Annotated in this window: 24 protein-coding genes and 2 tRNA genes; 13 read left to right on the top strand and 13 right to left on the bottom strand. The window is 35.3% G+C overall.

Annotation, left to right across the window (positions count from 1 at the left end; genetic code table 11):
• Nucleotides 1-221 precede the first annotated feature (221 nt).
• Nucleotides 222-506 carry a hypothetical protein gene (locus QWY86_RS02945; RefSeq protein ID WP_290238585.1) on the top strand — a complete coding sequence of 95 codons (285 nt, stop codon included), beginning with the start codon at nucleotides 222-224 and terminating at the stop codon, nucleotides 504-506.
• A gap of 1,760 nt (nucleotides 507-2,266) precedes the next feature.
• Here QWY86_RS02945 and QWY86_RS02940 read toward each other — a convergent pair.
• Both QWY86_RS02940 and QWY86_RS02935 read right to left on the bottom strand, forming a co-directional pair.
• Entirely contained in the window at nucleotides 2,267-2,497 is a 231-nt protein-coding gene (locus QWY86_RS02940) for a hypothetical protein (RefSeq protein ID WP_290238583.1), read from the bottom strand.
• A gap of 99 nt (nucleotides 2,498-2,596) precedes the next feature.
• The gene (locus QWY86_RS02935; RefSeq protein ID WP_290238581.1) at nucleotides 2,597-3,031 is read right to left on the bottom strand and encodes a response regulator; all 435 of its coding nucleotides are present in this window, start codon (nucleotides 3,029-3,031) and stop codon (nucleotides 2,597-2,599) included.
• 311 nt (nucleotides 3,032-3,342) lie between these two features.
• Here QWY86_RS02935 and QWY86_RS02930 point away from each other — a divergent pair, with 311 nt between their 5' ends.
• The 10 genes from QWY86_RS02930 to feoB all read left to right on the top strand — a co-directional run bounded on the left by QWY86_RS02930 (nucleotide 3,343) and on the right by feoB (nucleotide 15,191).
• A complete protein-coding gene (locus tag QWY86_RS02930) occupies nucleotides 3,343-3,987 on the top strand; it encodes an alpha-ketoglutarate-dependent dioxygenase AlkB (protein WP_290238579.1) in 645 nt (214 codons plus the stop codon).
• A 245-nt stretch (nucleotides 3,988-4,232) separates the two neighbouring features.
• Nucleotides 4,233-4,835, top strand: coding sequence for a hypothetical protein (locus QWY86_RS02925; RefSeq protein ID WP_290238577.1), 603 nt, complete (start codon nucleotides 4,233-4,235; stop codon nucleotides 4,833-4,835).
• A gap of 470 nt (nucleotides 4,836-5,305) precedes the next feature.
• Nucleotides 5,306-5,530, top strand: a complete 225-nt coding sequence (locus QWY86_RS02920) for a hypothetical protein (RefSeq protein WP_290238576.1) — start codon at nucleotides 5,306-5,308, stop codon at nucleotides 5,528-5,530.
• A 71-nt stretch (nucleotides 5,531-5,601) separates the two neighbouring features.
• Nucleotides 5,602-5,799, top strand: a complete 198-nt coding sequence (locus QWY86_RS02915) for a helix-turn-helix domain-containing protein (protein WP_290238574.1) — start codon at nucleotides 5,602-5,604, stop codon at nucleotides 5,797-5,799.
• A 152-nt stretch (nucleotides 5,800-5,951) separates the two neighbouring features.
• Nucleotides 5,952-6,332: a glycine cleavage system protein GcvH gene (gcvH, locus tag QWY86_RS02910; protein ID WP_290238572.1), complete on the top strand. Its 381-nt coding sequence runs from the start codon at nucleotides 5,952-5,954 to the stop codon at nucleotides 6,330-6,332.
• A gap of 10 nt (nucleotides 6,333-6,342) precedes the next feature.
• Entirely contained in the window at nucleotides 6,343-6,741 is a 399-nt protein-coding gene (locus QWY86_RS02905; RefSeq protein ID WP_290238570.1) for a VanZ family protein, read from the top strand.
• Nucleotides 6,742-6,987: 246 nt separating this feature from the next.
• Nucleotides 6,988-9,807 (top strand): outer membrane beta-barrel protein, encoded by a 2,820-nt coding sequence (locus QWY86_RS02900; RefSeq protein WP_290238568.1) that lies wholly within the window; start codon nucleotides 6,988-6,990, stop codon nucleotides 9,805-9,807.
• A gap of 146 nt (nucleotides 9,808-9,953) precedes the next feature.
• Nucleotides 9,954-12,713 carry an outer membrane beta-barrel family protein gene (locus QWY86_RS02895; protein ID WP_290238566.1) on the top strand — a complete coding sequence of 920 codons (2,760 nt, stop codon included), beginning with the start codon at nucleotides 9,954-9,956 and terminating at the stop codon, nucleotides 12,711-12,713.
• A 142-nt stretch (nucleotides 12,714-12,855) separates the two neighbouring features.
• A complete protein-coding gene (locus tag QWY86_RS02890) occupies nucleotides 12,856-13,071 on the top strand; it encodes a FeoA family protein (RefSeq protein WP_290238564.1) in 216 nt (71 codons plus the stop codon).
• Between the two features lie 11 nt (nucleotides 13,072-13,082).
• Entirely contained in the window at nucleotides 13,083-15,191 is a 2,109-nt protein-coding gene (gene feoB / locus QWY86_RS02885; RefSeq protein ID WP_290238562.1) for a ferrous iron transport protein B, read from the top strand.
• Between the two features lie 214 nt (nucleotides 15,192-15,405).
• Here the strand turns inward: feoB and QWY86_RS02880 are convergent, their stop codons facing one another.
• Nucleotides 15,406-15,882, bottom strand: a complete 477-nt coding sequence (locus QWY86_RS02880) for an Lrp/AsnC ligand binding domain-containing protein (protein ID WP_025145395.1) — start codon at nucleotides 15,880-15,882, stop codon at nucleotides 15,406-15,408.
• A gap of 156 nt (nucleotides 15,883-16,038) precedes the next feature.
• On the opposite strand from QWY86_RS02880, the gene QWY86_RS02875 reads away from it, so the two are divergent.
• Nucleotides 16,039-16,146: transfer RNA gene (locus QWY86_RS02875), tRNA-Asp, on the top strand.
• Nucleotides 16,147-16,242: 96 nt separating this feature from the next.
• Nucleotides 16,243-16,386, top strand: a tRNA-Asp gene (locus QWY86_RS02870).
• 142 nt (nucleotides 16,387-16,528) lie between these two features.
• Here QWY86_RS02870 and frr read toward each other — a convergent pair.
• The 10 genes from frr to pnuC all read right to left on the bottom strand — a co-directional run bounded on the left by frr (nucleotide 16,529) and on the right by pnuC (nucleotide 24,576).
• Nucleotides 16,529-17,092 carry a ribosome recycling factor gene (frr, locus tag QWY86_RS02865; protein ID WP_290238552.1) on the bottom strand — a complete coding sequence of 188 codons (564 nt, stop codon included), beginning with the start codon at nucleotides 17,090-17,092 and terminating at the stop codon, nucleotides 16,529-16,531.
• Between the two features lie 40 nt (nucleotides 17,093-17,132).
• Nucleotides 17,133-17,837: a UMP kinase gene (gene pyrH, locus QWY86_RS02860; RefSeq protein ID WP_290238549.1), complete on the bottom strand. Its 705-nt coding sequence runs from the start codon at nucleotides 17,835-17,837 to the stop codon at nucleotides 17,133-17,135.
• 58 nt (nucleotides 17,838-17,895) lie between these two features.
• Entirely contained in the window at nucleotides 17,896-18,975 is a 1,080-nt protein-coding gene (gene nagA, locus QWY86_RS02855; RefSeq protein ID WP_290238548.1) for an N-acetylglucosamine-6-phosphate deacetylase, read from the bottom strand.
• A 475-nt stretch (nucleotides 18,976-19,450) separates the two neighbouring features.
• Complete coding sequence (gene tsf / locus QWY86_RS02850) at nucleotides 19,451-20,296, bottom strand: translation elongation factor Ts (RefSeq protein ID WP_290238546.1); 846 nt, start codon at nucleotides 20,294-20,296, stop codon at nucleotides 19,451-19,453.
• 129 nt (nucleotides 20,297-20,425) lie between these two features.
• The gene (rpsB, locus tag QWY86_RS02845) at nucleotides 20,426-21,259 is read right to left on the bottom strand and encodes a 30S ribosomal protein S2 (protein ID WP_290238544.1); all 834 of its coding nucleotides are present in this window, start codon (nucleotides 21,257-21,259) and stop codon (nucleotides 20,426-20,428) included.
• Between the two features lie 18 nt (nucleotides 21,260-21,277).
• Nucleotides 21,278-21,664, bottom strand: a complete 387-nt coding sequence (rpsI, locus tag QWY86_RS02840) for a 30S ribosomal protein S9 (RefSeq protein ID WP_055913282.1) — start codon at nucleotides 21,662-21,664, stop codon at nucleotides 21,278-21,280.
• Nucleotides 21,665-21,667: 3 nt separating this feature from the next.
• Nucleotides 21,668-22,111 carry a 50S ribosomal protein L13 gene (gene rplM / locus QWY86_RS02835; RefSeq protein ID WP_010602007.1) on the bottom strand — a complete coding sequence of 148 codons (444 nt, stop codon included), beginning with the start codon at nucleotides 22,109-22,111 and terminating at the stop codon, nucleotides 21,668-21,670.
• A gap of 481 nt (nucleotides 22,112-22,592) precedes the next feature.
• On the bottom strand, nucleotides 22,593-22,868 hold the full coding sequence (locus tag QWY86_RS02830; protein WP_290238533.1) for an ORF6N domain-containing protein: 276 nt from the start codon (nucleotides 22,866-22,868) through the stop codon (nucleotides 22,593-22,595).
• 77 nt (nucleotides 22,869-22,945) lie between these two features.
• Nucleotides 22,946-23,917, bottom strand: a complete 972-nt coding sequence (locus QWY86_RS02825; RefSeq protein WP_290238531.1) for an AAA family ATPase — start codon at nucleotides 23,915-23,917, stop codon at nucleotides 22,946-22,948.
• Nucleotides 23,914-24,576 (bottom strand): nicotinamide riboside transporter PnuC, encoded by a 663-nt coding sequence (gene pnuC, locus QWY86_RS02820; RefSeq protein WP_290238530.1) that lies wholly within the window; start codon nucleotides 24,574-24,576, stop codon nucleotides 23,914-23,916. The genes QWY86_RS02825 and pnuC overlap by 4 nt, the downstream gene beginning before the upstream one ends.
• Between the last annotated feature and the right edge of the window lie 82 nt (nucleotides 24,577-24,658).

Genomic DNA, 24,658 nt, shown 5'->3' with positions numbered 1-24,658 from the left:
TAGCCCAGAATTATCTAACTTAACTTTTTGATAAACAAATAATTATATACTAATGAATTTTCCATCAGAAGGAAAATTGTGGTAATTTGTAACTGTTTTCAAACATTTCTAAAAATAATTAAGCCCCTTTAGATATACGTTAAAGGGGTTTTTTATTTGTGGGTGTTTTAGTATGTGTGCAATATGTTTGCAATTGTGTGTGCAAGTGGTTAATTTTGGCTATGGCTAACGTTGCAAAGTTTCTTGATAAAAGGTTTGAATTGATTGATGGCACTTACCGCGTAAGGCTTCGTATTTCTCATCAGAGAAAATCTATCTTTATAAATACCGGTTATTCATTTACTGAAAAGGATTATGCAAAGTTGCTTACTGGCCGGAACATGAATAATGATGTCGATATGCAGAAGGCAAAAAAGAAGCTTGCAGACTTTGAAGATAGAGCCAATGAAATCATCAAAGACCTGAACGTTTTTTCTTTTGATGCATTTAAAGTTATCAAAGCATAAAGTAAAAAGACAATAGGTATTGCCAATGATAGTATAGAGAAATTAAAACACATCACTCCCAGCGATTTGGGCATCCGAAATGATGATGTTTCTGAACCATCATAATTTCTTGACAAAAGAGCCTGTGTACTGAACATTAACCCTAGTTTTGTAACGTCATCAATATCAATATCGTACTCACCTAGTTGGGCTTTAAATTGTTTGTGCTTCTGTCTCAAAATGTTTGATTGATGTTGTTCGAAAGTTCTTTCTATTCTATTAATGTTGATTGTATAACGGTCATTGATATAATTGAAAAAGAACTTTCCAATTGTGTATAGAGGTACGTTTATCGCAAACCCTACAAATAGGGCTGGGATTAAAACCTGCCCAATTTCTTTAGTGGTATCTAAAAACAGGGCATAGGAGGTTATGCAGAATAACAAGCCAGGTAAATAAATTCTGAATGTTTCGTGTAGGCTTAATTTATCCATGTATAATATTAGTCATTTCCTACACAATAATTAAAATTGCCTGCGATAATTTTCAACATAGAGTTAAAAATAATTGAGTTTTTTGAGTCCATACACGCGGGCAAGCGTGTAGCGGATAATGAACATAAAAAAGAAATAGTTAATTTTAGTGCAACCTGATTTAGTCCACGATGAAAGCTCTCAAAATAATCTATATTGTTATCATATCCTATTGTGCATTGCAGTTATTATTATTTTCAATAATGCCCTTTGTAGGACCTTTAGGTATTTACTATTTCATGAGGGATGGGTTGTTTACGGCCCAAGACGGTGCTAATGTTATTCCAACAAATGAAATATACTATCCCAATAATATTTATGTTAGAAATCTTGCATTGTTTAATCGGATATGCACAATCGGCTATTTCGTTTCTTTATTCGGGGCTTGCTTCTCTCTAGCGTTTTTTAGTTTTAAGCCGATAAACAGGTATAAAACGGGATTCATATTTTTCATTTTCTCTCTCGTTTTCGCTTATGGAGGCTACGCTATTTGGCGCCATTATGTTGGTGTTTATATTGAGGGCAAGCATTAATCATTTTTGGTTAGAGTAATACTAGGAAAACCGAGCATGAAGTGCTTTCGGAGGCAGTCACTCGAGGTGAGATAAATAGTAAAAGCCCCAATAACATAAGCAAATCATTACGCTCTAGTCTTGCTAGTTTAGATCCTAAAGGTTCGATGTTCGGTAACTGATGGCCTTCGCACAAAAATACGACTACAGCTTGTAGAATTACAAGTGCCAGAACTGCTCATTACTTAGATTTTATCATATTGATTATTGATATTTGTCAAATGAATTCTTGATGTGAGAACTTATTCTATCCACCGCAGCGACTATTATACGCTGCGTGATTGTGTCCATTTCCACACAGCTAATCTTTCAACTATAAGCTTAAACACGCCTTTGGGCAAAATGAAACTTGTTGTATGCAGCCATTCATCACCCTTTAGTTCTAGAATGCCAAAGTATGAGCTATCAATATAAATTCGGAATTGTGGTAGTTTTGGGTCAACTCGGCTTACAATTATAGTACGATTGTCATACATAACAATCCGGGTACCTGGATCCGAGTTATTGAACATTATGATATTATTATTGGCTAGTTAATCCTTTAGGAATTGAAAAACACAACAGACAAATATCTTTATTGTTTTTTAAAGGTTGTAATGTTTAAATGCTGATAAATAATTTTGCTGCCTTACAATTTAGTAATAATTGGAATAACACTAAATGACAGTATCTAATTCTATGAAATTATAGGAACCTTCAGGTTGGTTACTAAAAATTCCCGCACCTTTTCCGGAATAGTTATACCTTGCGGCAAAGACCAAACATTGTTGCTAAACAAAATTCTGCAAGTATAGTCTCCTCCATTGTATATTCTAAACTGAAAGGTGTTGAAGTCTAAGCGTGTTATGTTAATGGTGTGGTCTTCAAGATGGATAATCCTTGTTCCATTAGGGGGGATTCTAAACATTTAAAAGGATGATTTATTACCTTAACTACCTGTATACAGGTAAATATGTTTTGTAAATTTTAGAATACAAACGAGGGTGTAAGTTTAAAATGCTAAGCATTACCTCGTTAACATGTTAACAATAGCAACAGCGTCCTCGATATTAAAAGGTTTTTCAATGAAACCATCAGCTTCACACAGTTTACTTTTATTTGGTAGAAATCCAGCAGTCATTAAAATAACAGGAATATTTGAATACTTCTCGTTTTGCTTTATACTGTTACAAACATCAATGCCATTTGTTGGTCCTAGGAGAATATCAAGCATAATGAGATCAGGTTCAACTTTATCAATGAGGTCAAATATTAAATCATATTCGCTTGTAACATGCACATCGAATGTATCAAAAATCAGTGGCGCAACCTCTAGTAACGAAGGTTCATCGTCGATGAATAGAATTTTTTTAATAAGAGTTGTGAGTTTAAAGTAAATAATGCTACTGAATTTAACACTAAAATCTGCAGAGCAAAGTAGTAAGCAAATCGCTAAACTCACTACTTTGACCCGCTAATACCTTGGTAATTTAATTCTATCAAAAGCATCTTTTAATCGAGCAAGCTTTTGACGATAATCTAAGTTGCAAATCAGTTAATTCCAGACTTACCTTTCAAAGGTAAAGATAATATATGCATCTAAGCATTTCGAATGTATCATGCCTGTTATGATCTGAAAAACAGTATTTTGTTGTCGTCACATGCGTATTTATTCAATATCGAACAGAAATTAAGAATTTATACTCATAAGGATAACTAAAATTCAAATGCGGATTAGCAAAACTTCAATGTTTCCATATGTGTTATGATACCATGGAAACACAAGTGCCTGGATTACTTTTATACAAGGATTTTATTACTGCCGACCAGGAGCAAGAAATGTTCGATGAAATTGATAGCCAAATATGGATGGTCGATTATGCACGAAGGCTTCAATATTATGGTTTTAGAAATGAACTTGAAGAGCCGTATGATTTGATACAAATACCTGTTTCCATACCTCAAAAAATATTGCAATTGTCTCAGGAGATTGTTTCGAAGAATTTGCTCGACATTCAACCGGATCAGGTGATCATAAATGAATATCTCCCAGGCGAAGGCATCCGGCCCCACAAAGACAGAAATTATTACGAAAACCAAATTTGCGGTATTAATTTAGGAAGCAGTTGTGTGATGCGGTTTATAAAAGGTAAAAATCTTGAAGTCATTGATATTGAAGTCCCGCAGCGCTCAATGTATATTATGCAAGATGATGCCCGAAAAAAATGGACACACGGAATACCTCCAAGAAAAAAGGATGTAATTAATGGAGAAGTTCATCACCGAACTCGCAGGGTTTCGATAACATATAGAAAGGTAAAACCTTCAAAAGTGCATATAATAAATCCGATGGGGAAGGTGGCAATAATGCTTCGGGATAAGTTTGGTATTTCTTTGTTGACCTATTACCAAATTTAATACATTTAACAGGCAAAATACATGCATAAACTGCACTTTTAACGGGCGAATAACAGGCGAAAATCCCACACAGTCCAACACAAAAAAAGGGGGATATTTTGGTAATTAGTAAAGAAAGCTTCATAAAACCTGAGATATTATCAATAACCCGCCCATATCAAAGTATTACCACCGCAGCTACATTGAAGATAAAGTTAAAATTCCTTAATTATTTAGGCTTCATTTGAAAAAAAATATTTCAATTTATGCCATATCCCACTCAAGGCCGAACGATTTTTGATGATGTAAAACGGTTAAATATGTCCAGGCTTATTGAAGGAGGATATATTGATCCTGGCAAGCAAGCCAAAGGGAATTTAGTTTGGAGTGAAAACTTCAAAATGCGTGCAAAGGTTGGTGTCCATAGTCTCAAGAGTATTGCTGCCGGAACTGGCCTAGTTGAATTGATCTACACATGCAATGGCGAACCTATAAATTATTTTATTGACGTTGTATCAAAGAAGTCCAACCTTGCTAATGGTGGTTTAATATGGTATTTCGTATGCCCGCAAACTGATAAGCTTGCGAGAAAGCTTTATTTCAATGGCAGAGTTTTTATCCATCAGTCCGCTATTGATGGTATTTATAGAACACAGACCTTATCTCATAAATCATGGGATATGGATAAGCTATTTGGTTATCTTCTCGGACCTAATGATGTTTATAAACAGCTTAGCGAAAAACATTTGAAGAAGTTTTATAAAGGAAGCATTACTAAGAAGTACAAAAAGCTATTAATTTGGAAAAGCCGGGTTGATAGAATAACTCATGAAGATGTTGAAAGGCTGCTGATAACTGGTAGTTTTTAATAGTAAAACCTTACTAAACGTTACCTACTTTCAACAATTGTTTGCTGCGGCCTCCTGCTGAAGTCCTTCGAAAACTTGTCAAAACTTGACATAAAACCTCAATTTCTAGTGTGTTGAAGATTTTACTACGGTCAATTATGTGCGCTGGGGATGGACCATCCATGTTGACAAATGTTGACATTTGTTTACATAAAATCAGAAAATACAACTTGTCAAAAGTTGACATTCAAGCCAAGATTGTTATTAAATATTATGGTTAGATGCTGACAAATGCTGACATGATTTGAATTGTCGCCGGTCTTGACACAGGCGGGGGAGATCGTGAATGCAAAACCACTCCTTTGGGTTGTGTACATTGTACACTATCTAAGCTTGGGGCAACATTATTCTTTAAGCGAATGACTTAAATATAATCAAGGCTGAAAATGGTATGCATCTTGTAAAAGATTGGCAACCTATCAACCTGAACTATGTTTACTAAAAGCAAAACCAGAATTTTATTTTTAAATAGCGAAGTCATTGTCCTAACTAAGATCCAAGCTGATATTGTAAAATGCCAAATCTTCGTTGATGGAATTAATAAAGGCCATCTGGTAGAGCTGGATGGTATGTTTGTTCCTGAAGATAACTGCAACATCGCTCCATTTATTTTATCCAGGATTAATGCTCTGGCCCTTAAGTCTAAAGCTGCTTAAGTTACGATATTGAGAATTCTTTTGAAATAATAATTGCTAGGCTTGATCAGATTGATGAGCGTTTGGTTAATTTGGAGAATAATGCTAATGTAGAAGAATCGTATCTTAAAATTGAAGCAGCTGCAGCTTTCTTAAGTTCTACTCGAGGTGCTTTTCAGATTATGACGCATCGCAAAACAATACCTCACATTAAAAAAATGGGTAAGCTTTATTTCCGAAAGTCAGATTTAGTCAAATGGCTGGAAGATGGCGCGGTGGATGCTCAATAAAATGTTACCTATACTACAATTGCTAAAAGCAAAACTAAATTGTACTTTTGAACCTAGCAAACCTCTTAAGGATTTAAAATGTTTGCAATTATGTGTGCAACACATAAAAAATAGGAAACATAACTTATTGATAAACAAATAATTACAAACAAATGAATTTTCCATCAGAATTAAAATATACTAAAGACCACGAATGGGTTAAAGTAGAAGGAAACGAAGCTTATATCGGTATTACTGATTTTGCACAGCGTGAACTAGGCGATATCGTTTATGTAGATATCAATAGCGTTGGTACTGAAGTAGCTGCTGAAGAAGTTTTTGGTACTGTAGAAGCTGTTAAAACTGTTTCTGATTTATTTATGCCGATTGCTGGTACAGTTTTAGAAATTAATGCTGAATTAAACGATAATCCTGAATTGGTAAATTCTGACCCATATGGTAAAGGCTGGATGGTGAAAGTTTCATTATCAAACGCTGCTGATGTAGATGCACTACTTACTGCTGAAGCTTATCAAGCATTAGTTGGTGCCTAATTCTACAACATTGTTCAAAGCACTAAAAACACAGAAATGGGCCATTTTATGGACAGCTGTGACTTTGGTGCTTTGTAATATTCATCTGCCTGAGAAAGAAGGCTCTAGTTTTTTCTTTATCGGATTTGATAAAATGGCTCATCTGGGTTTCTTTTACATTTTATCAGTTCTGTTATTTTATGGAAAAATCAATTATCAGCATAGCTTTGGTTTCAGAACCTTAACAATTTTTAAAATAATACTGATAAATGCAATAATTGGTGGCGGTATTGAGTTATTGCAATGGAAAGTGTTTACTTATCGCTCTGCCGAATGGTGGGATTTTACATGCGATATGTTAGGCTGTTTTATGGCAGTATTTAGTTATGTTTTGTTACATAAATTAAATTTTAATGAAAAAACCAATTAGTTTAATCTGTTTATTAATTGTATTAACCTTAAGTAGTTGCAGCATCTTCAAAAAGGGTTGCAATTGCCCTAAAGTGTATTATAAGTCCTACCCATCCCAAAATAAATAACATTCTAAATCGCAGTTTGGCATGCTCCATTGTTGCTGTATTTAAAATGTTACCTTGTTTTTAACACACCTTAACAAACCTTTCAGCAATCCCTTAGTCTGATAGCATAGTTTTGTATTAATTATATTCAAATTTTGATGAAAATTTACGTTCGAAGAGCAATATTCCTTGTTCTTATTTTTTGTGGATACTTTGCTCAAGCGCAAAATGGCGGGGCAATTAATGGTCGCGTTATTAATGCGAAAGATAAAAAACCAGTCGATTATGCAACTATTGCAGTTAAAAGTTTAAAAGACTCGTCTATCGTGGCTTCTGGTCAATCAAATCCTGATGGAACTTTCAGTTTTAAAAACATCCCGGCAGGTAATTACAGAGTTATAGCAGCATTTTTAGGTTTAAAAACAACCAATAAAAATATTACTGTAGCAAAGGCAGCAGTAAATGTTGGTGATATAGCGATGGATGATGATGGCTTAAACCTTAATGATGTAAACGTTACCGCTCAGGTACCAACCGTTGTGGTTAAAAAAGATACTTTAGAATACGATGCAAAGTCGGTTAAGGTTAGGGAAAACGCAGTTGTAGAAGATGTTTTAAAGAAACTTCCGGGTGTGGAAGTTGCTAAAGACGGAAGCATTAAAGCTGGTGGCGAAACGGTAACACGTGTGAAGGTAGATGGTAAAGAGTTTTTCGGTAGCGACCCATTATTGGCGACAAAAAACCTACCTGCGGATATGGTCGATAAAATTCAGGTTATTGATGAACTGTCTGAGCAAGCACAATTTACAGGTGTTGATGATGGTACACGTAGTAAAATCTTAAATATTACGACCAAAAGTGGCATGAAAAAGGGTTACTTTGGAAATAGTACAGTAGGTTACGGAACAAACGACCGTTACGATGCTAGCTTGAATGTAAATAAATTCGATAACGACCAGCAATTCAGTTTTATCGGGCAATTTAATAATGTAAACAAGCAAAACTTTGGCGGCGGCGGCGGTCAGGGTAATGGATTTGGTGGCGGTGGAAACGGCGGTCGTGGTTTTGGCGGCGGCGGTGGTAATACAACATCAGGCGGCGGGGGTATCACCACTACAAATGCTGCGGGTTTAAACTTTGGCGATACTTATAAAGATGGTACGCAAATTCAAGGAAGTTACTTCTTTAATAAAGCTTCTGTATTTAATGAGCAAACCAGTAATACACAAACTTTGCTAGGTAATTCTTCTCAGAATGTAAACAATTATTTAAACAGTAATAGCGATAGAACGAATCATAGATTTAATTTTATGATTGATACAAAACTAGATTCTACTACAAGTATCAAAATTCAACCAAATGTTGCTTACACCGAAAATAGCGGATTAAGTCTTCAAAATTATAATAGAAATAATGTTATCGCTAGCGGAATTACAAATACGGTAGGTAATCAGAATTTCACAACAGATAATTCAACGCCTGTTATCACCAACAATATATTGGTTCGTAAAAAGTTTAAGCGTAGAGGTCGTACGTTATCTTTAAACATTAATACATCAATTAACGATAGCGATTCTGACAACATTAACTATATTTTAGAAAATAGTACAATTAATGGTGCTACAACACAAAAGCTAACAAATCAGCTAAATGATTTAAGTAGCAGCAATATCAGCAATACAACAAGAGTTGTATATACCGAGCCCTTATCCAAAACAACCAGCTTAGAATTGAACTATCAAAACGGTATCATCAACAGTACATCAGATAGAAATATTTTCAATTTTAATACAGCAACGGGTAATTTTGATTTGGTGGATAATACCTATTCCAATCATTTTGAAAACCAGACGTTAACAAATGCTGCTGGTGTGAGTTATACTGTAACACAGAAAAAATACAATTGGAATATTGGTGTTGCCGGACAACAAACCAACAGAGAGAATACTAACTTGACTACTGGTGTGGTATTTACCCAAAACTTTATCAACCTTACACCATCTGCGCAGTTTAGGTATAATTTTAGCAATAGTAAAAGATTATTTATAAACTACAGAGGTACAACGCAGCAACCAACCATTGACCAAATTCAACCAATTCCGGATAATACAAATACACAATCTGTGATTTTAGGTAACCCAGATTTAAAACCTGCATTTAACAATACATTAAGTGTTCGTTATAATAATTTTGCTTTCGCGAAAATGCGTTTCTTCGCCGTGTTTTTAAACTTAACACAAACGTTTAATGCATTTGCTTCAAGTCAATCGGTTATTACAAATCCAGCAGATATTAACTATGGTAAAATTGCCTCAACTTTTATAAATGTTGATGGAAATTATAGCGGTAATGCAAATGTGGTTTTAGGTCAGCCAATTCTTCCTAACAATAAATTAAACTTAAATGCAACTTTGGGTGGAAATTTTTCTAGAGGTACAAACATTACAAGTGGTATAGATAACATTACCAACAACTGGAGTTTAACCAATAATTACAGGTTTGTAACCAACTTAGATAAACTTGATTTAACCGCAGGAATTGGCGGTACAGTTACAAGAGCAACCTACTCTGCAACGCCAAACTCAAATACAAGGTTCTTTACTTTAAACCCAAGTTTTGATGTTTCTTATTTATTCCCAGGAAATATTCGTTTAGCCGTTGATTTAGATTATATGAAAAACACAGGTAGAGGAGAAGGCTTCAATACCGATTTTACTTTGGTTAATGCTTATGTTAGTCGCCAGTTTTTCAAAAACCGTGGTACATTTAAATTATCTGTTAACGATGCTTTAAACCAAAACCAAGGGATTAGTCGTACAGCAACTGCAAATACAATTACCGATTTAAATTATAATGTATTAAAACGTTATTACATGTTCTCGTTTACATATTCACTAACACGTATTGGTGGTAGAAATATCGGTAATGATGTGCAAATGCCTGGAATGGGCGGTGGTGCTCCACGTATGAGATTTTAGTAAAGACAGTTATTTCGCATTAATAAATTCTTTAAAGGCCTATCATTTTAAATGGTAGGCTTTATTTGTATTCCATTTGTTACTTTTTGTAAAACAAACCTTTTGGTAGGTTGGCAGTCAATAACACACAACTACTCGTTAACCAAATGAAAATATTTTTTACCTGCCTCTTACTTTTTTTATGCCTATCAACATTTGCACAACAAAAATCCGGAACGGTAAGCGGACGCATCGTTCAATCAAAAGATAAAAAGCCTTTAGATTATGCTTCAATCGTAATTAAAAACCTAAAGGATTCAAGTACAGTAGTTTCAGGAACAACAAGTGCAGATGGTAAATTTGCTTTTAAAAATTTGCAGTTTGGTAATTATAAAATTTACGCTGCCTTCATTGGATTAAAAAATAACAATAAGGATTTTTCTATTTCTGCTGATAAAAGCGATGTTGCATTGGGCGATATTGTGTTAGATGGAAGCGCCATTGATTTACAAACGGTAGAAATTAAAGCCGAAGTACCACCAATCGTAGTTAAAAAAGATACGCTTGAATTTAATGCCAGTTCTTTTAAAACGGTGGAAAATGCAGTTGTTGAAGATTTGTTAAAAAAGCTTCCAGGTGTTGAGGTTGATAAAGCTGGAGCCGTAAAAGCACAAGGAGAAACAATAACCAAAGTTATGGTTGATGGAAAGGAGTTTTTTGGTAATGATCCATTATTGGCTACAAAAAACCTTCCGGCAGATATGGTTGATAAAATACAAGTTATCGACCAACTTTCAGACCAAGCGCAGTTTACAGGTGTTGATGATGGAACCAGAACTAAGATTATTAACATCACCACAAGAAAAAATAAGAAAAACGGTTATTTCGGTAATACAAGTATTGGTTATGGCTCGGATGATAGATACGATGCGAACGCAAATTTAAATCGCTTTAATCAAGACCAACAGATGAGTTTGGTTGCGCAATTTAATAATGTAAATAAGCAGAACTTTGGTGGTGGTTTAGGTGGTAATGGTGGTGCAGGTGGCAGAGGAACTGGTATTACAACAACAAATGCTTTGGGTTTTAATTTTGCAGATACCTATTCAGATCAAACTCAAATTAATGCCAGCTATTTCTTCAATAAAACCGAGAATCTTGTGCTTAGAAATAGCGTTACGCAGAATCTTCTGGGAGACATTACTACTATTTTTAATAATAATCAGAACAATGTATCTAATCGATTAAATCATCGCTTAAATTTTATGGTTGATACCAAGATAGATTCGCTAACCTCTTTAAGAATTCAGCCAACGCTTAGCTACACTAATAATGAGAGTTCGAATAATAGTATCTATACCAGGGATTATAGCACCTATACTACAAATGGAACGCAAGCTTTAAATAACAAAAATGCATCACCATCAATAAATAATAATATTTTATTAAGGAGGAAATTTAAACGCAGAGGTAGAACGCTTTCGTTAAACTTAAATACCAGCATTAACAATAACCATGCTGATAATTATAACAACATTGTAGATAATACCACCAATGCAGGAGTAACAACTCAAAAAATTACAAATCAGCTTAACGATCAGACTACCGAATCCATCAATCAAAGCACGAGGATTGTTTATACCGAACCATTATCCAAAACTTTAAATTTGGAGCTGAATTATCAGAATGGGTATAATCATAATACATCCGATAGGTTTACATACAACTTTAATCCGGCAACGTTACAATATGATATTTTAGATTTAACCTACAGCAATTCTTACGAGAATACAATTTTAACCAATACCGCAGGTTTCAGTTTTAACGGAAACGGCAAAAAGTTTAACTGGAACGTGGGTATGGCTGTGCAAAATACCGACCGTACAAATGATAATTTAACGCAAGGCTTTACCTTAAAGCAAAATGTATTCAATTATACACCATCGACAATGTATCGCTATAATTTTAGTAATAGTAAACGTTTGGTTATTAATTATAGAGGTTCTACAAATCAGCCAACCATTCAACAATTACAGCCTATTCCAAATAATACAAATACACAAAGTATTCCGGTTGGTAATCCCGATTTAAAACCTGAGTTCAATAATAATCTTCGTATAGCTTATAATACATTTACGGTTGGCAAGAATCGGTCGCTTTTTGTTAATTTAAATCTAACTCAAACGCTAAATAGAATTGCAAACAGTAGTAGTTTAATTCAAAGTGGAATAGATCAGGGTAAACTTGCTATTTTACCAGTAAACGTAAATGGAACTTACTCAGGAAGTATTTCATCTTCCTTAAGTTTACCATTTTTGCCAGAAAATAAATTAAACTTTCATATCAATATCGGCGGAAACTACGATCGTGATGTGAATTTTACTAATACATTAAAAAACATAACTAATAGTTGGGGCATAAACAACGGTTATCGATTGGTATCTAACTTAGATAAATTGGATTTAACTGCAGGTATAAACGGCTCAATTAACAGAGCTACTTATTCTGTACAACCAAATTCAAATACAAGATTTTATACTTTTAGTCCGAATGTGAGTGTAAGTTATCTTTTTCCAGGCGATATCCGTTTTAATATTGATGCAGATTACAATCAAAACACTGGTAGAGGAGAAGGGTTCGATACTCACTTTACATTGGTAAATTCTTACATCAGCAAGCTTTTATTTAAAAACCGCGGAACACTTAAGGCGGCGGTAAATGACTTGCTGAATCAAAATCAAGGCATTACAAGGACAGCAAATAATAACACCATTCAGGATGTAAGCTACAATGTTTTAAAACGTTATTTTATGTTTTCTTTTACATACGCACTTAATCGCATGGGCGGAAAAAATATGAATATGATGCGAGATCAACGTAACGGCGGTGGAAATCGAGGTGGCGGTTTCGGTGGTCGTCGAAATTAATCAGCTTACAGTCAAGGATTGATTTAAGGCATACGATTGTTACCCGCTTATTTGGAATAAATCTAAAGAAAGGCTAAATTGCACCAAAATTAACAAGTGATGCTTTTTTCGGCATTTAGTTGTTAAATAAATAACAATGCAAATGAAACTTTCACAATTAAAGGTCGGCGAAAAGGGAACCATTACATCGTTTACAGATTTAGATCTTTCTGTAAAATTAATGGAAATGGGCTGTTTACCTGGCGAAGTTGTAGAAGTAGAGCGCTTTGCTCCGCTAGGAGATCCAATGGCAATTCGAGTTGCAGGTTATCAGCTTTGCTTGCGTAAAAGCGAGGCCGATGTCATTATCATACTATAAATAAAGCTGGTTTGAATATTAAAGTTGCATTAGTTGGTAATCCCAATACAGGTAAATCTACTCTGTTTAATCGTTTAACAGGATTAAACCAAAAGATTGGAAATTTCCCGGGCATCACTGTCGATAAAAAAACAGGGTTTACAAAACTTGGTAATGGGAGGGAAGCCGAAATTATTGATTTACCAGGAACCTATAGTTTGTATCCAAAGAGTGCTGATGAAAGCATTGTTTTTCAGGTGCTTGCCGATAAATCTAATGACGCTTTTCCTGATGTAATCGTTTTAATTGCAGATGCTTCTAACCTAAAGCGTAATCTATTATTGTATTCGCAGGTTGCGGATTTGGGCATACCAATGATTTTGGCTTTGAATATGATCGATTTATCTGAAAAGCAAGGGATAAATATCAATTTAGATAAGTTAGCCCAAAAATTAGGCGTTCAAGTGGTTTCTATCTCTGCCCGTAATAATATCGGTATCGATAAATTGAAGCAAGCTATTGCCAATACAAATAAAGTGGCTACTCAGTTTCAAGATGTTGATGTAAATATTTTGGCACCTGATGCGATTAATGCAATTAAATCGAAGTTGCAGTCTGATAACGATTATTATGCCTTGCAAGTTTTGCATCAACACGAATATTTAAAGTTTTTTACAGCGCAAGAGCAAGATGAAATAGAGCAGATTGAGGGTTCACATAGATTTGAATCTTCAAAAGTTCAGGCAGCAGAAACCGTTGCCAGGTATAAGCATCTAAATACTTTGCTTTCTGGAGTTGTTACTGATAATGGGTTAGCCAAAAAGTTTACTTTAAGCGATAAACTGGATTCAATTTTAACACATAAAGTTTGGGGTTTTGGTATCTTCCTCTTAATTCTTTTCGTAATTTTTAATGCAATTTTTGCATGGTCATCTTATCCAATGGATTTGATTGAAAGCACATTTGGTTTAATAACAGAACTTGGTCACCAATACCTTCCGGCAGGGATGCTAACCGATTTGGTTTTAGACGGTGTAGTTGCCGGTTTAGGTGGAATATTTGTTTTTATCCCGCAAATTGCCATTTTGTTCGCTTTTATTTCTATACTTGAAGATACCGGTTATATGTCCAGGGTTACTTTTATGATGGATAAAATCATGAGTAAAGTTGGCTTAAACGGCAAATCTGTTGTGCCGATGATTGGCGGTTTAGCCTGTGCTGTACCATCAATTATGGCGGCCAGAAATATCGAAAACTGGAAGGATAGAATGATAACCATCATGGTTACGCCCTTAGTGAGTTGCTCTGCCAGGCTACCGGTTTATATTTTAATTATCTCACTAATTATCCCCGAAAAAAACGTTTTTGGTATTTTCAGTCTGCAAGGTTTATCCTTAATGATTATGTATTTGGTGGGTTTGGTGGCTGCGGTTTTGGTGGCTTGGGTTATGAAATTCATCATCAAAACCAAAGAAAGAGCCTACTTCATTATGGAATTGCCAATATATCGCATGCCAAGGTGGAAAAACGTACTATTTACCATGTACGAAAAGTCTAAAACCTTTGTTTTCGAGGCAGGTAAGGTAATTATCGCAATATCAATAATTTTATGGGTCTTAGCATCTTTTGGACCTGGCAACCGTTTTGAAAACATTGAGAATAAATATAAGTCAGCATTAAGTGATACCACAAAAAATACAGCACACATTGAAACTTTAATCGCTACTGAGAAACTCGAAAATTCTTATGTTGGAATTTTAGGCCACTGGATTGAGCCAGCAATTCGCCCATTAGGTTACGATTGGAAAATTGGCATTGGTTTAATCACTTCATTTGCTGCCCGTGAAGCCTTCGTTGGCACAATGGCAACCATCTACAGTGTTGATGGCGGCGATGAAGATACATCAACCATCAGAGAGCGTATGGCTGCTTCCGTAAATAATCGTACGGGTTTACCTGTTTATTCGTTCGCAACTGGCATTTCGCTGATGCTTTTTTATGCCTTTGCTATGCAATGTATGAGTACTGTGGCAATTGTTTACCGCGAAACTAAAGGCTGGAAATGGCCGGTTATCCAATTGGTTTACATGACGGCAATGGCTTACTTTGCAGCGCTGATAGCTTATCAGTTACTGAAATAAAAGCTAATGGTTTTGAAAAATCTTTAGAAGAGCAAGTTCGTACTTCTATTGATGTTTCTTCCCGCTTTCCGTTTTACTCAACCACAGCAGGAAAAGCTGTGGCTTCGTGCCCACTCCAATCGGGTCTATAAACAAAATTTGTGTAAGAGATTTCGTTCTGCATTTACCGTTGTTCGCTTAAGTCTTTATTCCTTGCTCCTTAATCTTTGCTCCACTAACCCAACTCAATCTGCCTTTTAATACTTTCTTCCAACGAAATTAAAGTTTCAGTGCGTTGAATACCGTTTACTGCTTGTATTTCTTCATTTAATACATGGCGCAAATGATTTGTATCTCTACAAATAATTTTAGCGAACATACTGTAAGCACCAGTGGTATAATGTAATTCTACAACTTCCTTAATTTTACTTAATTGTGCAACAGCATCTTTGTACTGAATCCCTTTTTCAAGGTAAATACCAAGAAATGCACAAATGTCATAACCAGCCTTTTGTGGATCAATAATCAAATGCGAACCTTTTATAATACCCATTTCCTGCAATTTTTTCATTCTAACGTGTATTGTACCGCCTGAAACAATTAGATCTTTTGCAATTTCTGTATATGGTTTGGTCGCATCCTGCATTAATTGTTTTAAAATATCAATGTCTAGGTTGTCAATTTCTAAATTGGAATTATCTTTTTTAAGCATATTTTCTGATTTTGATAAGCAAATTTAAATAAAATTATCAATATTATAAAAATAAAATTAAATGATTAAAATATTTGCAAGGTATTAGTTGTTCCTTTACATTTGTATTAAGCAAATCACAAAAAGGAACGTTCTTTAACAATTTGTTTAACATACTGTAGGGTGGTGAAACAGGCAGACACACCTCCTTGTCTCGGTGGCGGAGAATTTGGAAAATCGGAAACGGCTAACCACTCCTTGAAGGTTCGATTCCTTCCCCTACAGCACTGAAGTTATAAGTTAACAGTTTTAAGTTATACGTTTCGCATTTCGGAAACTGACTTATTACTTACAACGTAAAACTTATAACTTAAGTAATAATGTTGGGTGGTGAAATTGGCAGACACGCCTCCTTGTCTCGGTGGTGGGGAATAATGGGACAAACGCAGTTTATTGGGTTGACCACAATTAATTTTTTGAACTGTAGCTAACTACCCCTTGAAGGTTCGACTCCTTCCCCAACAGCATTTTTTATGAATAATAAGTTAGTTAATCGAGCAATCCCGGATGGGTTGCTCTTTTTCTTTTTAGGGGCATTTTTAATCGTTATACAACAAAAAAAGGAACAAATCTCTTTGTTCCCTTCAAATATCAAATCGTAAAGCAGTTAAACTGTCATTACATCTTTTTCTTTAGCTTCTGCGTGTTTATCAACCTTTACAATATATGCATCAGTTAGTTTTTGCACTTCGCCTTGACCTGTTTTAATTTCATCATCAGAAACACCTTCGCCTTTTAATTTTTGGATTTTAGTGTTTGCATCTTTACGAATATTACGAACAGTAATACGACCACGTTCAGCTTCTTCTTTTACTTTTTTAACTAAGTCTCTTCTACGTTCTTCAGTTAATGGCGGTACAACCAAACGAATAACTATACCATCATTTTGTGGGTTAATACCAATATTTGCTACCTGAATAGCTTTTTCAATTGGCACAAGCAAAGCTTTTTCCCAAGGTTGAATCACAATCGTTCTTGCATCAGGCGTATTAATGCTCGCCACTTGAGCCAAAGCAGTAGATGCACCGTAATAATCAACAAAAATACCATCTAGCATTCCTGCTGATGCTTTACCAGCTCTAATTTTAGTTAATTCAGCTTCACAATGATCGATTGCTTTCTCCATCGAAGATTGAGCATCCATTAATTGTAATTCTATGAGTTCGTTCATAATGTGTGTATTTCTACAAAAATAATAAAAATTTAAACGCTTATTTTACCAAAGTACCAATTGGTTCACCATTAGCAATCTTCATAAAATTACCATGCTTATTCATGTCAAACACAATAATCGGAACCTGGTTTTCTTCACATAATGTAAATGCGGTCATATCCATTACGTTTAGCCCTTTTGCATAAACTTCTTTAAAAGTTATTTCATCGTACTTAGTCGCCAACGGATCTTTTTCCGGATCTGCGGTGTAAATACCATCAACTCGTGTTCCTTTTAAAACTGCGTCGGCTTTAATTTCAATTGCTCTTAAAGCAGCTGCAGAATCAGTTGTAAAATATGGGTTTCCCGTACCGGCTCCAAAAATTACCACACGTCCTTTTTCCAAGTGACGAACAGCTCTTCTGCGGATAAATGGTTCGCAAATTTGCTCCATTTTGATTGCAGTTAATAAGCGGGTTTTCAAACCAACTTTTTCTAAGGCATCTTGTAATGCCATTGAGTTAATTACAGTTGCTAACATGCCCATGTAATCGGCCTGCGCTCTGTCCATTCCACTTTTTTCGGCACTTAAACCTCTAAAAATATTCCCGCCACCTATAACGATTGCTATTTCTAATCCTTTATCGTGTACAGCTTTGATATCTTCAGCATATTGTTTAACACGTTCATTATCAATACCGTATTGTTTGTCGCCCATTAGCGATTCGCCGCTAAGCTTTAGTAGGATGCGTTTGTATTTCATGACCTCAAAAATAGGATAATTGTTTTAATGTTGGAAAGTTTTAATGCTAAAGGTTTAATTAAATTAATTCGCCCTTAAATATGACTTGCTTTAAGTTTAATTGCTCATCAAGAACCAATAAATCTGCTGATTTATCAACCGCAATTTCGCAGGTTAATTTTTCAATACCGATTAGTTTAGCCGGATAAGTTGTCGCCATTTTTAAAGCTTCTGGTAAAGAAATATCACAATGCTCTACACAATTTTTAACAGCTTGTAACATCGTTAGTGAAGAACCTGATAAAGTTCCATCTGGCATTACGAATTTGTCGCCACTTTTTACGTGTTGGTATGGTCCATTATTACATTCGGTTACCGCATCTGTTATCAGAAACAATCTTTCTTTTAATAGTTTCTTTGCAAATTTTACGACTTCAAAATCCAAATGTTGTCCATCGGCGATAATACTTGCAACTGCTTTATTATGATTGAAGACAGCCGTTGGTATTCCAGGCTCACGGTGATGTATCGGGCTCATGGCGTTGAATAAATGCGTGGTGGTTTGAATACCCTTGTTATAAGCACTTGTAGCTTCGTCAAATGTTGCGTTGCTATGGCCCAATGAAACCACAACACCATTATCCAATAAATAACTAATTACTTTATCATCCTGAAGTTCCGGAGCAATCGTCATCATTTTAATAACACCATCTCCAAAATCTAAAAGCTCTTTAATTTCATCTAAATTTGCTTTGCGAACAAATTCTGGAATATGGGCACCTAAACGTTGCGGGTTTAAAAACGGACCTTCTAAATGTAAGCCTAAACAATTTTTTGCGGTTGAACGATGTTCTTTTGCTGCTTTAATACACTCGTTAAAAACTTCTGGTGTGTTAGTTGCCATGCAAGCCAAAAAACCAGTTGTACCTTTTTTTAATAAATCATCTTCTATAATCTGTAGCGATTCTACTGTTGGCGATGCTGAGAACAATCTTCCGCCAGCACCATAAATTTGTAAATCAATAAATCCGGGAACGGTTAAAGAATCATCAGTTTCCGAATCTGCTATAGATATAATTTTACCGTTTTCAATATTGATTGTTTTGTTTTCATTCACAACATCATTGCTGTAAAAGCTCGTATTAGATATATTAGGCATTGTTGGTTATTTACAGCTGCTAAGTTACAAATATGAATCAATTGATTTTTTGGAAAGCAAATGCAGTAGAAATATTAAAGTTAGTCGGGCTCTCGTTCCAATTTCCGATGAAGAATCGTAAGATTTCCACTAAGTCCCGTTTAGATAACCTGGGTTTTTGCTACAATTAACACTTGCAAGGCAACAAGCTAAACCCAAATGTGATTTGCTTTGTATATTAAACCAGATAGCGTGGAAATACTTTTTGTTGCAACAACCTTGAATATATGGTGTCATGCTGAGTTACGAAGCACCCGATGAAACAGATTCTTCGTTCCTCAGAATGACAGAAGTTTCAAAAAGATTGGAACAATAGCGGGGCTGCAATTGCCGAAGAACATAACGCTATCATTTACTAAAAAAACAAAATCTAAGCGCAAAAAAAAATCCGTTCCAATTTTACATCGGAACGGATTTTTATATGTTTTATTAATGCTTATGCGCCTAATTGAACACGTTTGAAAGCTGTTACTGTTAAACCTTTAGATGTGTTATCTAAATATTTACGAACATCCATCGAACCATCTTTAACAAACTCCTGGTTTAGTAAAGTACTGTCTTTGTAGAATTTATTTAATTTACCAGCAGCAATTTTCTCAACCATTTCTTCTGGTTTACCTTCTTGACGGATAACGTCTTTAGCAATCTCGATTTCACGCTCGATAGTAGCCGGATCAACACCGTCTTTATCAACAGCAACCGGGCTCATTGCAGCAATTTGCATTGCAACATCTTTACCAGCTTCAGTAATATCAGCACCGTTAGCGCCTTGGAATACTACTAAAACACCCATTTTACCGTTAGAGTGAACATAAGAAACAACCTGTTCGCCAGAGATATTTGCATACTCCTGGATAACGATTTTCTCGCCAATTTTACCAGTTAATTCAGTAATCGTTTCAGCAACTGTACGTCCATCTTCTAAAGTAATTGCAGATAATTCTTCTGCAGTAGCAGGATTGTTAGCAACCGCAGCAGCTAAAACAGCTTGAGCTAAATTACGGAAATCTTCAACTTTAGAAACTGGCTCAGTTTCGCAAGCTAAAGCAACTAATTTACCGTTTGTACCATCAGCTGAAACAGCGATTGATACCAAACCTTCAGATGTAGCATTACCAGAACGAGCAGCAGATACTTTTTGACCTTTTTTGCGCAATAAATCAACAGCTGCTTCGAAATCGCCGTTAGCTTCAACTAAAGCTTTTTTGCAATCCATCATACCAGCACCAGTTTGTTGGCGTAGTTTATTTACATCAGCGGCAGTAATTTGTACTGTAGACATTTTATTTCTTTTTTAAAATTTACGATCTTGTTTATAACAATTACAGGTTACAAGTTACAAGCGCCAAGTTAAACTCATGTTAAGCCAACTTAAAACCTGAAACCAGTAACCTGCAATTAAAAAATATTACTATTCTTCTGTTTTAGTTTCTTCTGATGAAGATGCTTCAACTTCTGCTTCAGCAGTTTTTTTACGTCTTGGTTCTTTAACCTCTGGCGCATCAGCTGCAGTTTTAGCTGCTACTGCTTCTTTTTCTGCTTCATCATCTTTTTCGCGTTTACGCTCGTCTAAACCTTCTTCAATCGCTTTAATAATTACATCAGTAATTAATGAGATAGATTTTGTAGCATCATCATTCGCCGGGATTGGGAAATCGATGTTTGAAGGGTCAGAGTTTGTATCAACCATCGCAAAAGTTGGGATGTTTAATTTTAACGCTTCAGTTACCGCAATGTGCTCTTTCTTAACATCAATTAAGAATAAAGCTGCTGGTAAACGATTTAAATCAGCAATACCACCTAAAAGTGATTCTAATTTAATACGCTCACGCTGAATCATCAAACGCTCTTTTTTAGATAAAATAGCATAAGTACCGTCTTTAGTCATTTTATCGATGGTAACCATCTTTTTGATTGACTTACGTACTGTAGCAAAGTTAGTTAACATACCACCTAACCAACGCTCGGTTACGAAAGGCATGTTTACTTTTTTAGCTTGCTCAGCTACGATTCCTTTTGCTTGTTTTTTTGTTGAAACAAATAATACTTTACGTCCTGATTTTACGATTTGTTTAATCGCAGCCGCAGCTTCTTCAGTTTTAGTTAAAGTTTTATTTAAATCTATAATGTGAATTCCATTACGCTCCATGAAAATGTAAGGAGCCATTTTTGGATTCCATTTACGGGTAAGGTGACCAAAGTGTACACCTGCATCCAATAAGTCTTGATAAGTTGTTCTTGCCATTGTTCTTGCCTCCTGTGATTAACGTTTACTGAATTGGAATTTCTTACGAGCTTTAGCACGTCCTGGTTTCTTACGCTCAACCATACGCATATCACGCGTCATTAGGCCTTTAGCACGTAATGCAGGTTTTTTCTCCGCATCTAGTTCAACAATCGCTTTAGCAATAGCTAAACGAACAGCTTCTGCTTGTCCTTTTACTCCACCACCTTGTACGTTTACTGTGATATCATAACGGCCAGTAAGCTCAGAAACCTCTAAACTTTGGTTTACGATATATTGCAATGGTAAAGTTGGGAAATAAACTTTGTGATCTTTACCGTTAACGGTAATTGCTCCAGCACCATCTTTTAAGTAGATACGTGCAACAGCTGTTTTTCTTCTTCCTGAAGTGTTAGTAACTGACATTTCTTAAAGTTTAATGGTTTTTGGAGATTGAGCTGCATGAGGGTGGGTTTCACCAGCATACACAAAAAGATTGGTGTAAAGTTTTTTACCCAATTTAGTTTTCGGTAACATACCACGTACCGCTTTCTCGATTACACGTTGAGGGTGTTTCGCCATTAACTCTTTTGGAGAGATAAAACGTTGACCACCTGGATAACCAGTATAAGAAACATATTGCTTTTCGCTGAATTTGTTTCCTGTCAATTTAACCTTGTCTGCATTGATAACAATTACATTATCTCCGCAATCTACGTGTGGGGTGTATTCAGGCTTGTTTTTACCACGGATGATCATAGCGATCTTCGATGACAAGCGCCCCAAAATCTCGCCTTGTGCATCAACAACAATCCACTGTTTGTTAACAGTTTTCGCATTGGCAGAGACAGTTTTGTAACTTAACGTATTCACTTGCTTGTATTTAATTTATTAAACAATTATTTATTCCCATTAAAATTGGGACTGCAAAGATAGATAGAAAACTTTTATTATCAAATAGTTGGTAAGAAAAAAGTTGAACGTTTTATGTAGTAGGTTTAACTTCCACAAAGCTATCGTTAAGCTAAACAATTTCGTCATTGCGAGAAGCTTAGCGACGCGGCAATCTCATTCATAAATATGTAAAGCAATTTCACTAGTACTTTGTTTGGGTTCGGCCCCGCTTTTTGTTGCAATCTTTTTTGAAACAGCTACTGCCTTTAATATTACGTCATTGCGAGGCGAAACGACGAAGCAATCTATCTTAGGTAGAAGAAACAAAAAAAGTATTTCCACTTCAATCGGGTTTGGATTAGAAAGGTAAATCGTTATAACTCATCAGGCTTAAACCCAATCCTCGTTCTTGGCTCGTTTTTCTTCTCCATCAATTTATCCAGGTAACTAAAAACCAATTCTATGCTTTTGTCCTGGTTCTTAGCCCCATTTTATCTGCTTTGGAGGTCACAAATTGTGACCTCCAATCTTCAAGTTCTTCTTTATTAAGCTCAAACATAAAGTCGTTGGGGAATCTATCAATATTTCTTTTGACTGCTTGTTTTAAAACTTTGGTTTCTATACCATAAAGTTCCGCCAAATCCCTATCCAGCATAACTTTTTGGCCACGGATTTCATAAATCTTATTTACTAAAATATTTCCAGGGATGATAGAGAGCGTTTGTTTAGCTGTCATATCATAATTGGATTTAAATTGAATAAACAAAAATCAATTCAATCTATGAGGTCACAATTCGTTACCTCATAGATTTTTCACTCCAACTCCAGCATCATATTAATTATTGCTTTTACTTTATCCTCTCTTTCTTTGTAATCCCCTTTTATTTCGATGTATGGAACACTTCGCTTATCAAGCTCATTTTTAAATAGAGCAAACATCTCTTTTCTCCTGTGTCCTTGGTCTCTTAAATTATCAGCAACCCATTCTATATCAATATCTAAAAGAAAATATAAGTCATATTTAATTTGGGCTTCAAGTTCAAAAAGTATCTCAGGAATGGCTCGTAAATAATGTTGCGAATAAATCTGTGTGGTAATAATATCTGTATCGCAGAAAAGAACTTTGTTTGCAATTCGTGTTTTATCAATTACGCGTTGCGTTTGTGCGTTCCCAATCTTAATAATATCATCAACAGAAATATCATTCGAGGTAATTAATTCTCTGGCAACTTCTGGAACAAATTCAGTTTCATAAGTCAAAGCCATTTTTTCAGCCATTGTAGATTTTCCGGTGCTTTCTGGACCGTAGAAACAGATTTTTTTAACGAAATGTGGTTTAACGTCATCAGGAATATAGTTCCAACATCTAAGGGGATTACTGCGTATCATTGTTGCAGAGACTGGAATTACAAGTCTCGCCTGGTCGAATAGAAAGTGTTTTGCTTGTAAATTTAAGGCAAATGGTTCGCCATATTCTTCTGAACTAAACAATACATCAATTTTTGGATAAACCTCCTGCATCTTCCTTGCCCAAATTTTGGTTCGTTCTTCTAGGGCTAAATTGTCATTATCAAAATCATCAGCAATTAAAGCTGGTTTAATATTCGGTTGGGTTTTGAAGATTTCTTTTATCCAATTAAAACGCAATTCTGCATTTATTGGGTCGCTTGGAGTGTAACTCATTGATACGATAAGTTCATCACATTGTGCTGCTGCGAAGTTAATTAATGCAACATGGCCATTATGAATGGGCATAAACTTGCCGATTACTAAGCCTCTTTTCATGCAGTTTTATTATAACTTTTATACTCTTCAATCCAATTCCATAGGGCAAATGCGGCAATAATGGTAAAGATGAAATATTCAACTCCGAAAAATTTGGCTCCTTTTAAAAAGTATAAATAAGTGGCTACAACATCAATCAACAACCAAATAATCCAACATTCAATTCTTTTTTGAATCATTAAGAAGGTGGTTATTACACTCATCACTAAAATAAATGAATCGACAAATGGGTAGGCACTTGGCAAATTAAACAGCAGCGGAAACCAATTATGAAGTTGGCTGGCTAACATGCCGATGAGTATAGTCCCTGCAACGCCAACGGCAATGCAAATGTAAAACTGCTTTCGAGGCATGAAACTTACCTTCAGTTCTTTCTTTTTGTCTTCTTCTTCGGGTTTAGGGTTTGCCCATCGCCACCAGCCTAAAATATTGGTTACGAAAAAGAAAACCATCAGAAACATATCGGGGTACAGCTGAATTTGATAATAGAAAAAGGCAGATAAAAAAACATTTACAATGCCTGCCGGCCAACTCCAGATGCTTGCTTTTGCCGAAAGAATAACGGAAATTATACCCGTTATTACTGCGAAAAACTCCAAATAGCTCATCTGGTAACCAAGAATTGTAAAAAATATACTGTGGGAACTGAAAAAATCCATGTTAGAATTTCGTTTTGAAATACAAAGTCCTAAAAGTATATAATTTATTATTGTTGTGCCATTTCTTTGGTACAAACAAAAG

Origin of the sequence: Pedobacter aquatilis (genome assembly GCF_030409415.1) — a bacterium.
Taxonomy (GTDB): domain Bacteria; phylum Bacteroidota; class Bacteroidia; order Sphingobacteriales; family Sphingobacteriaceae; genus Pedobacter; species Pedobacter aquatilis.
Note: the sequence above shows the minus strand (reverse complement) of the source record. Positions and strands in the feature narration are given on the sequence as shown.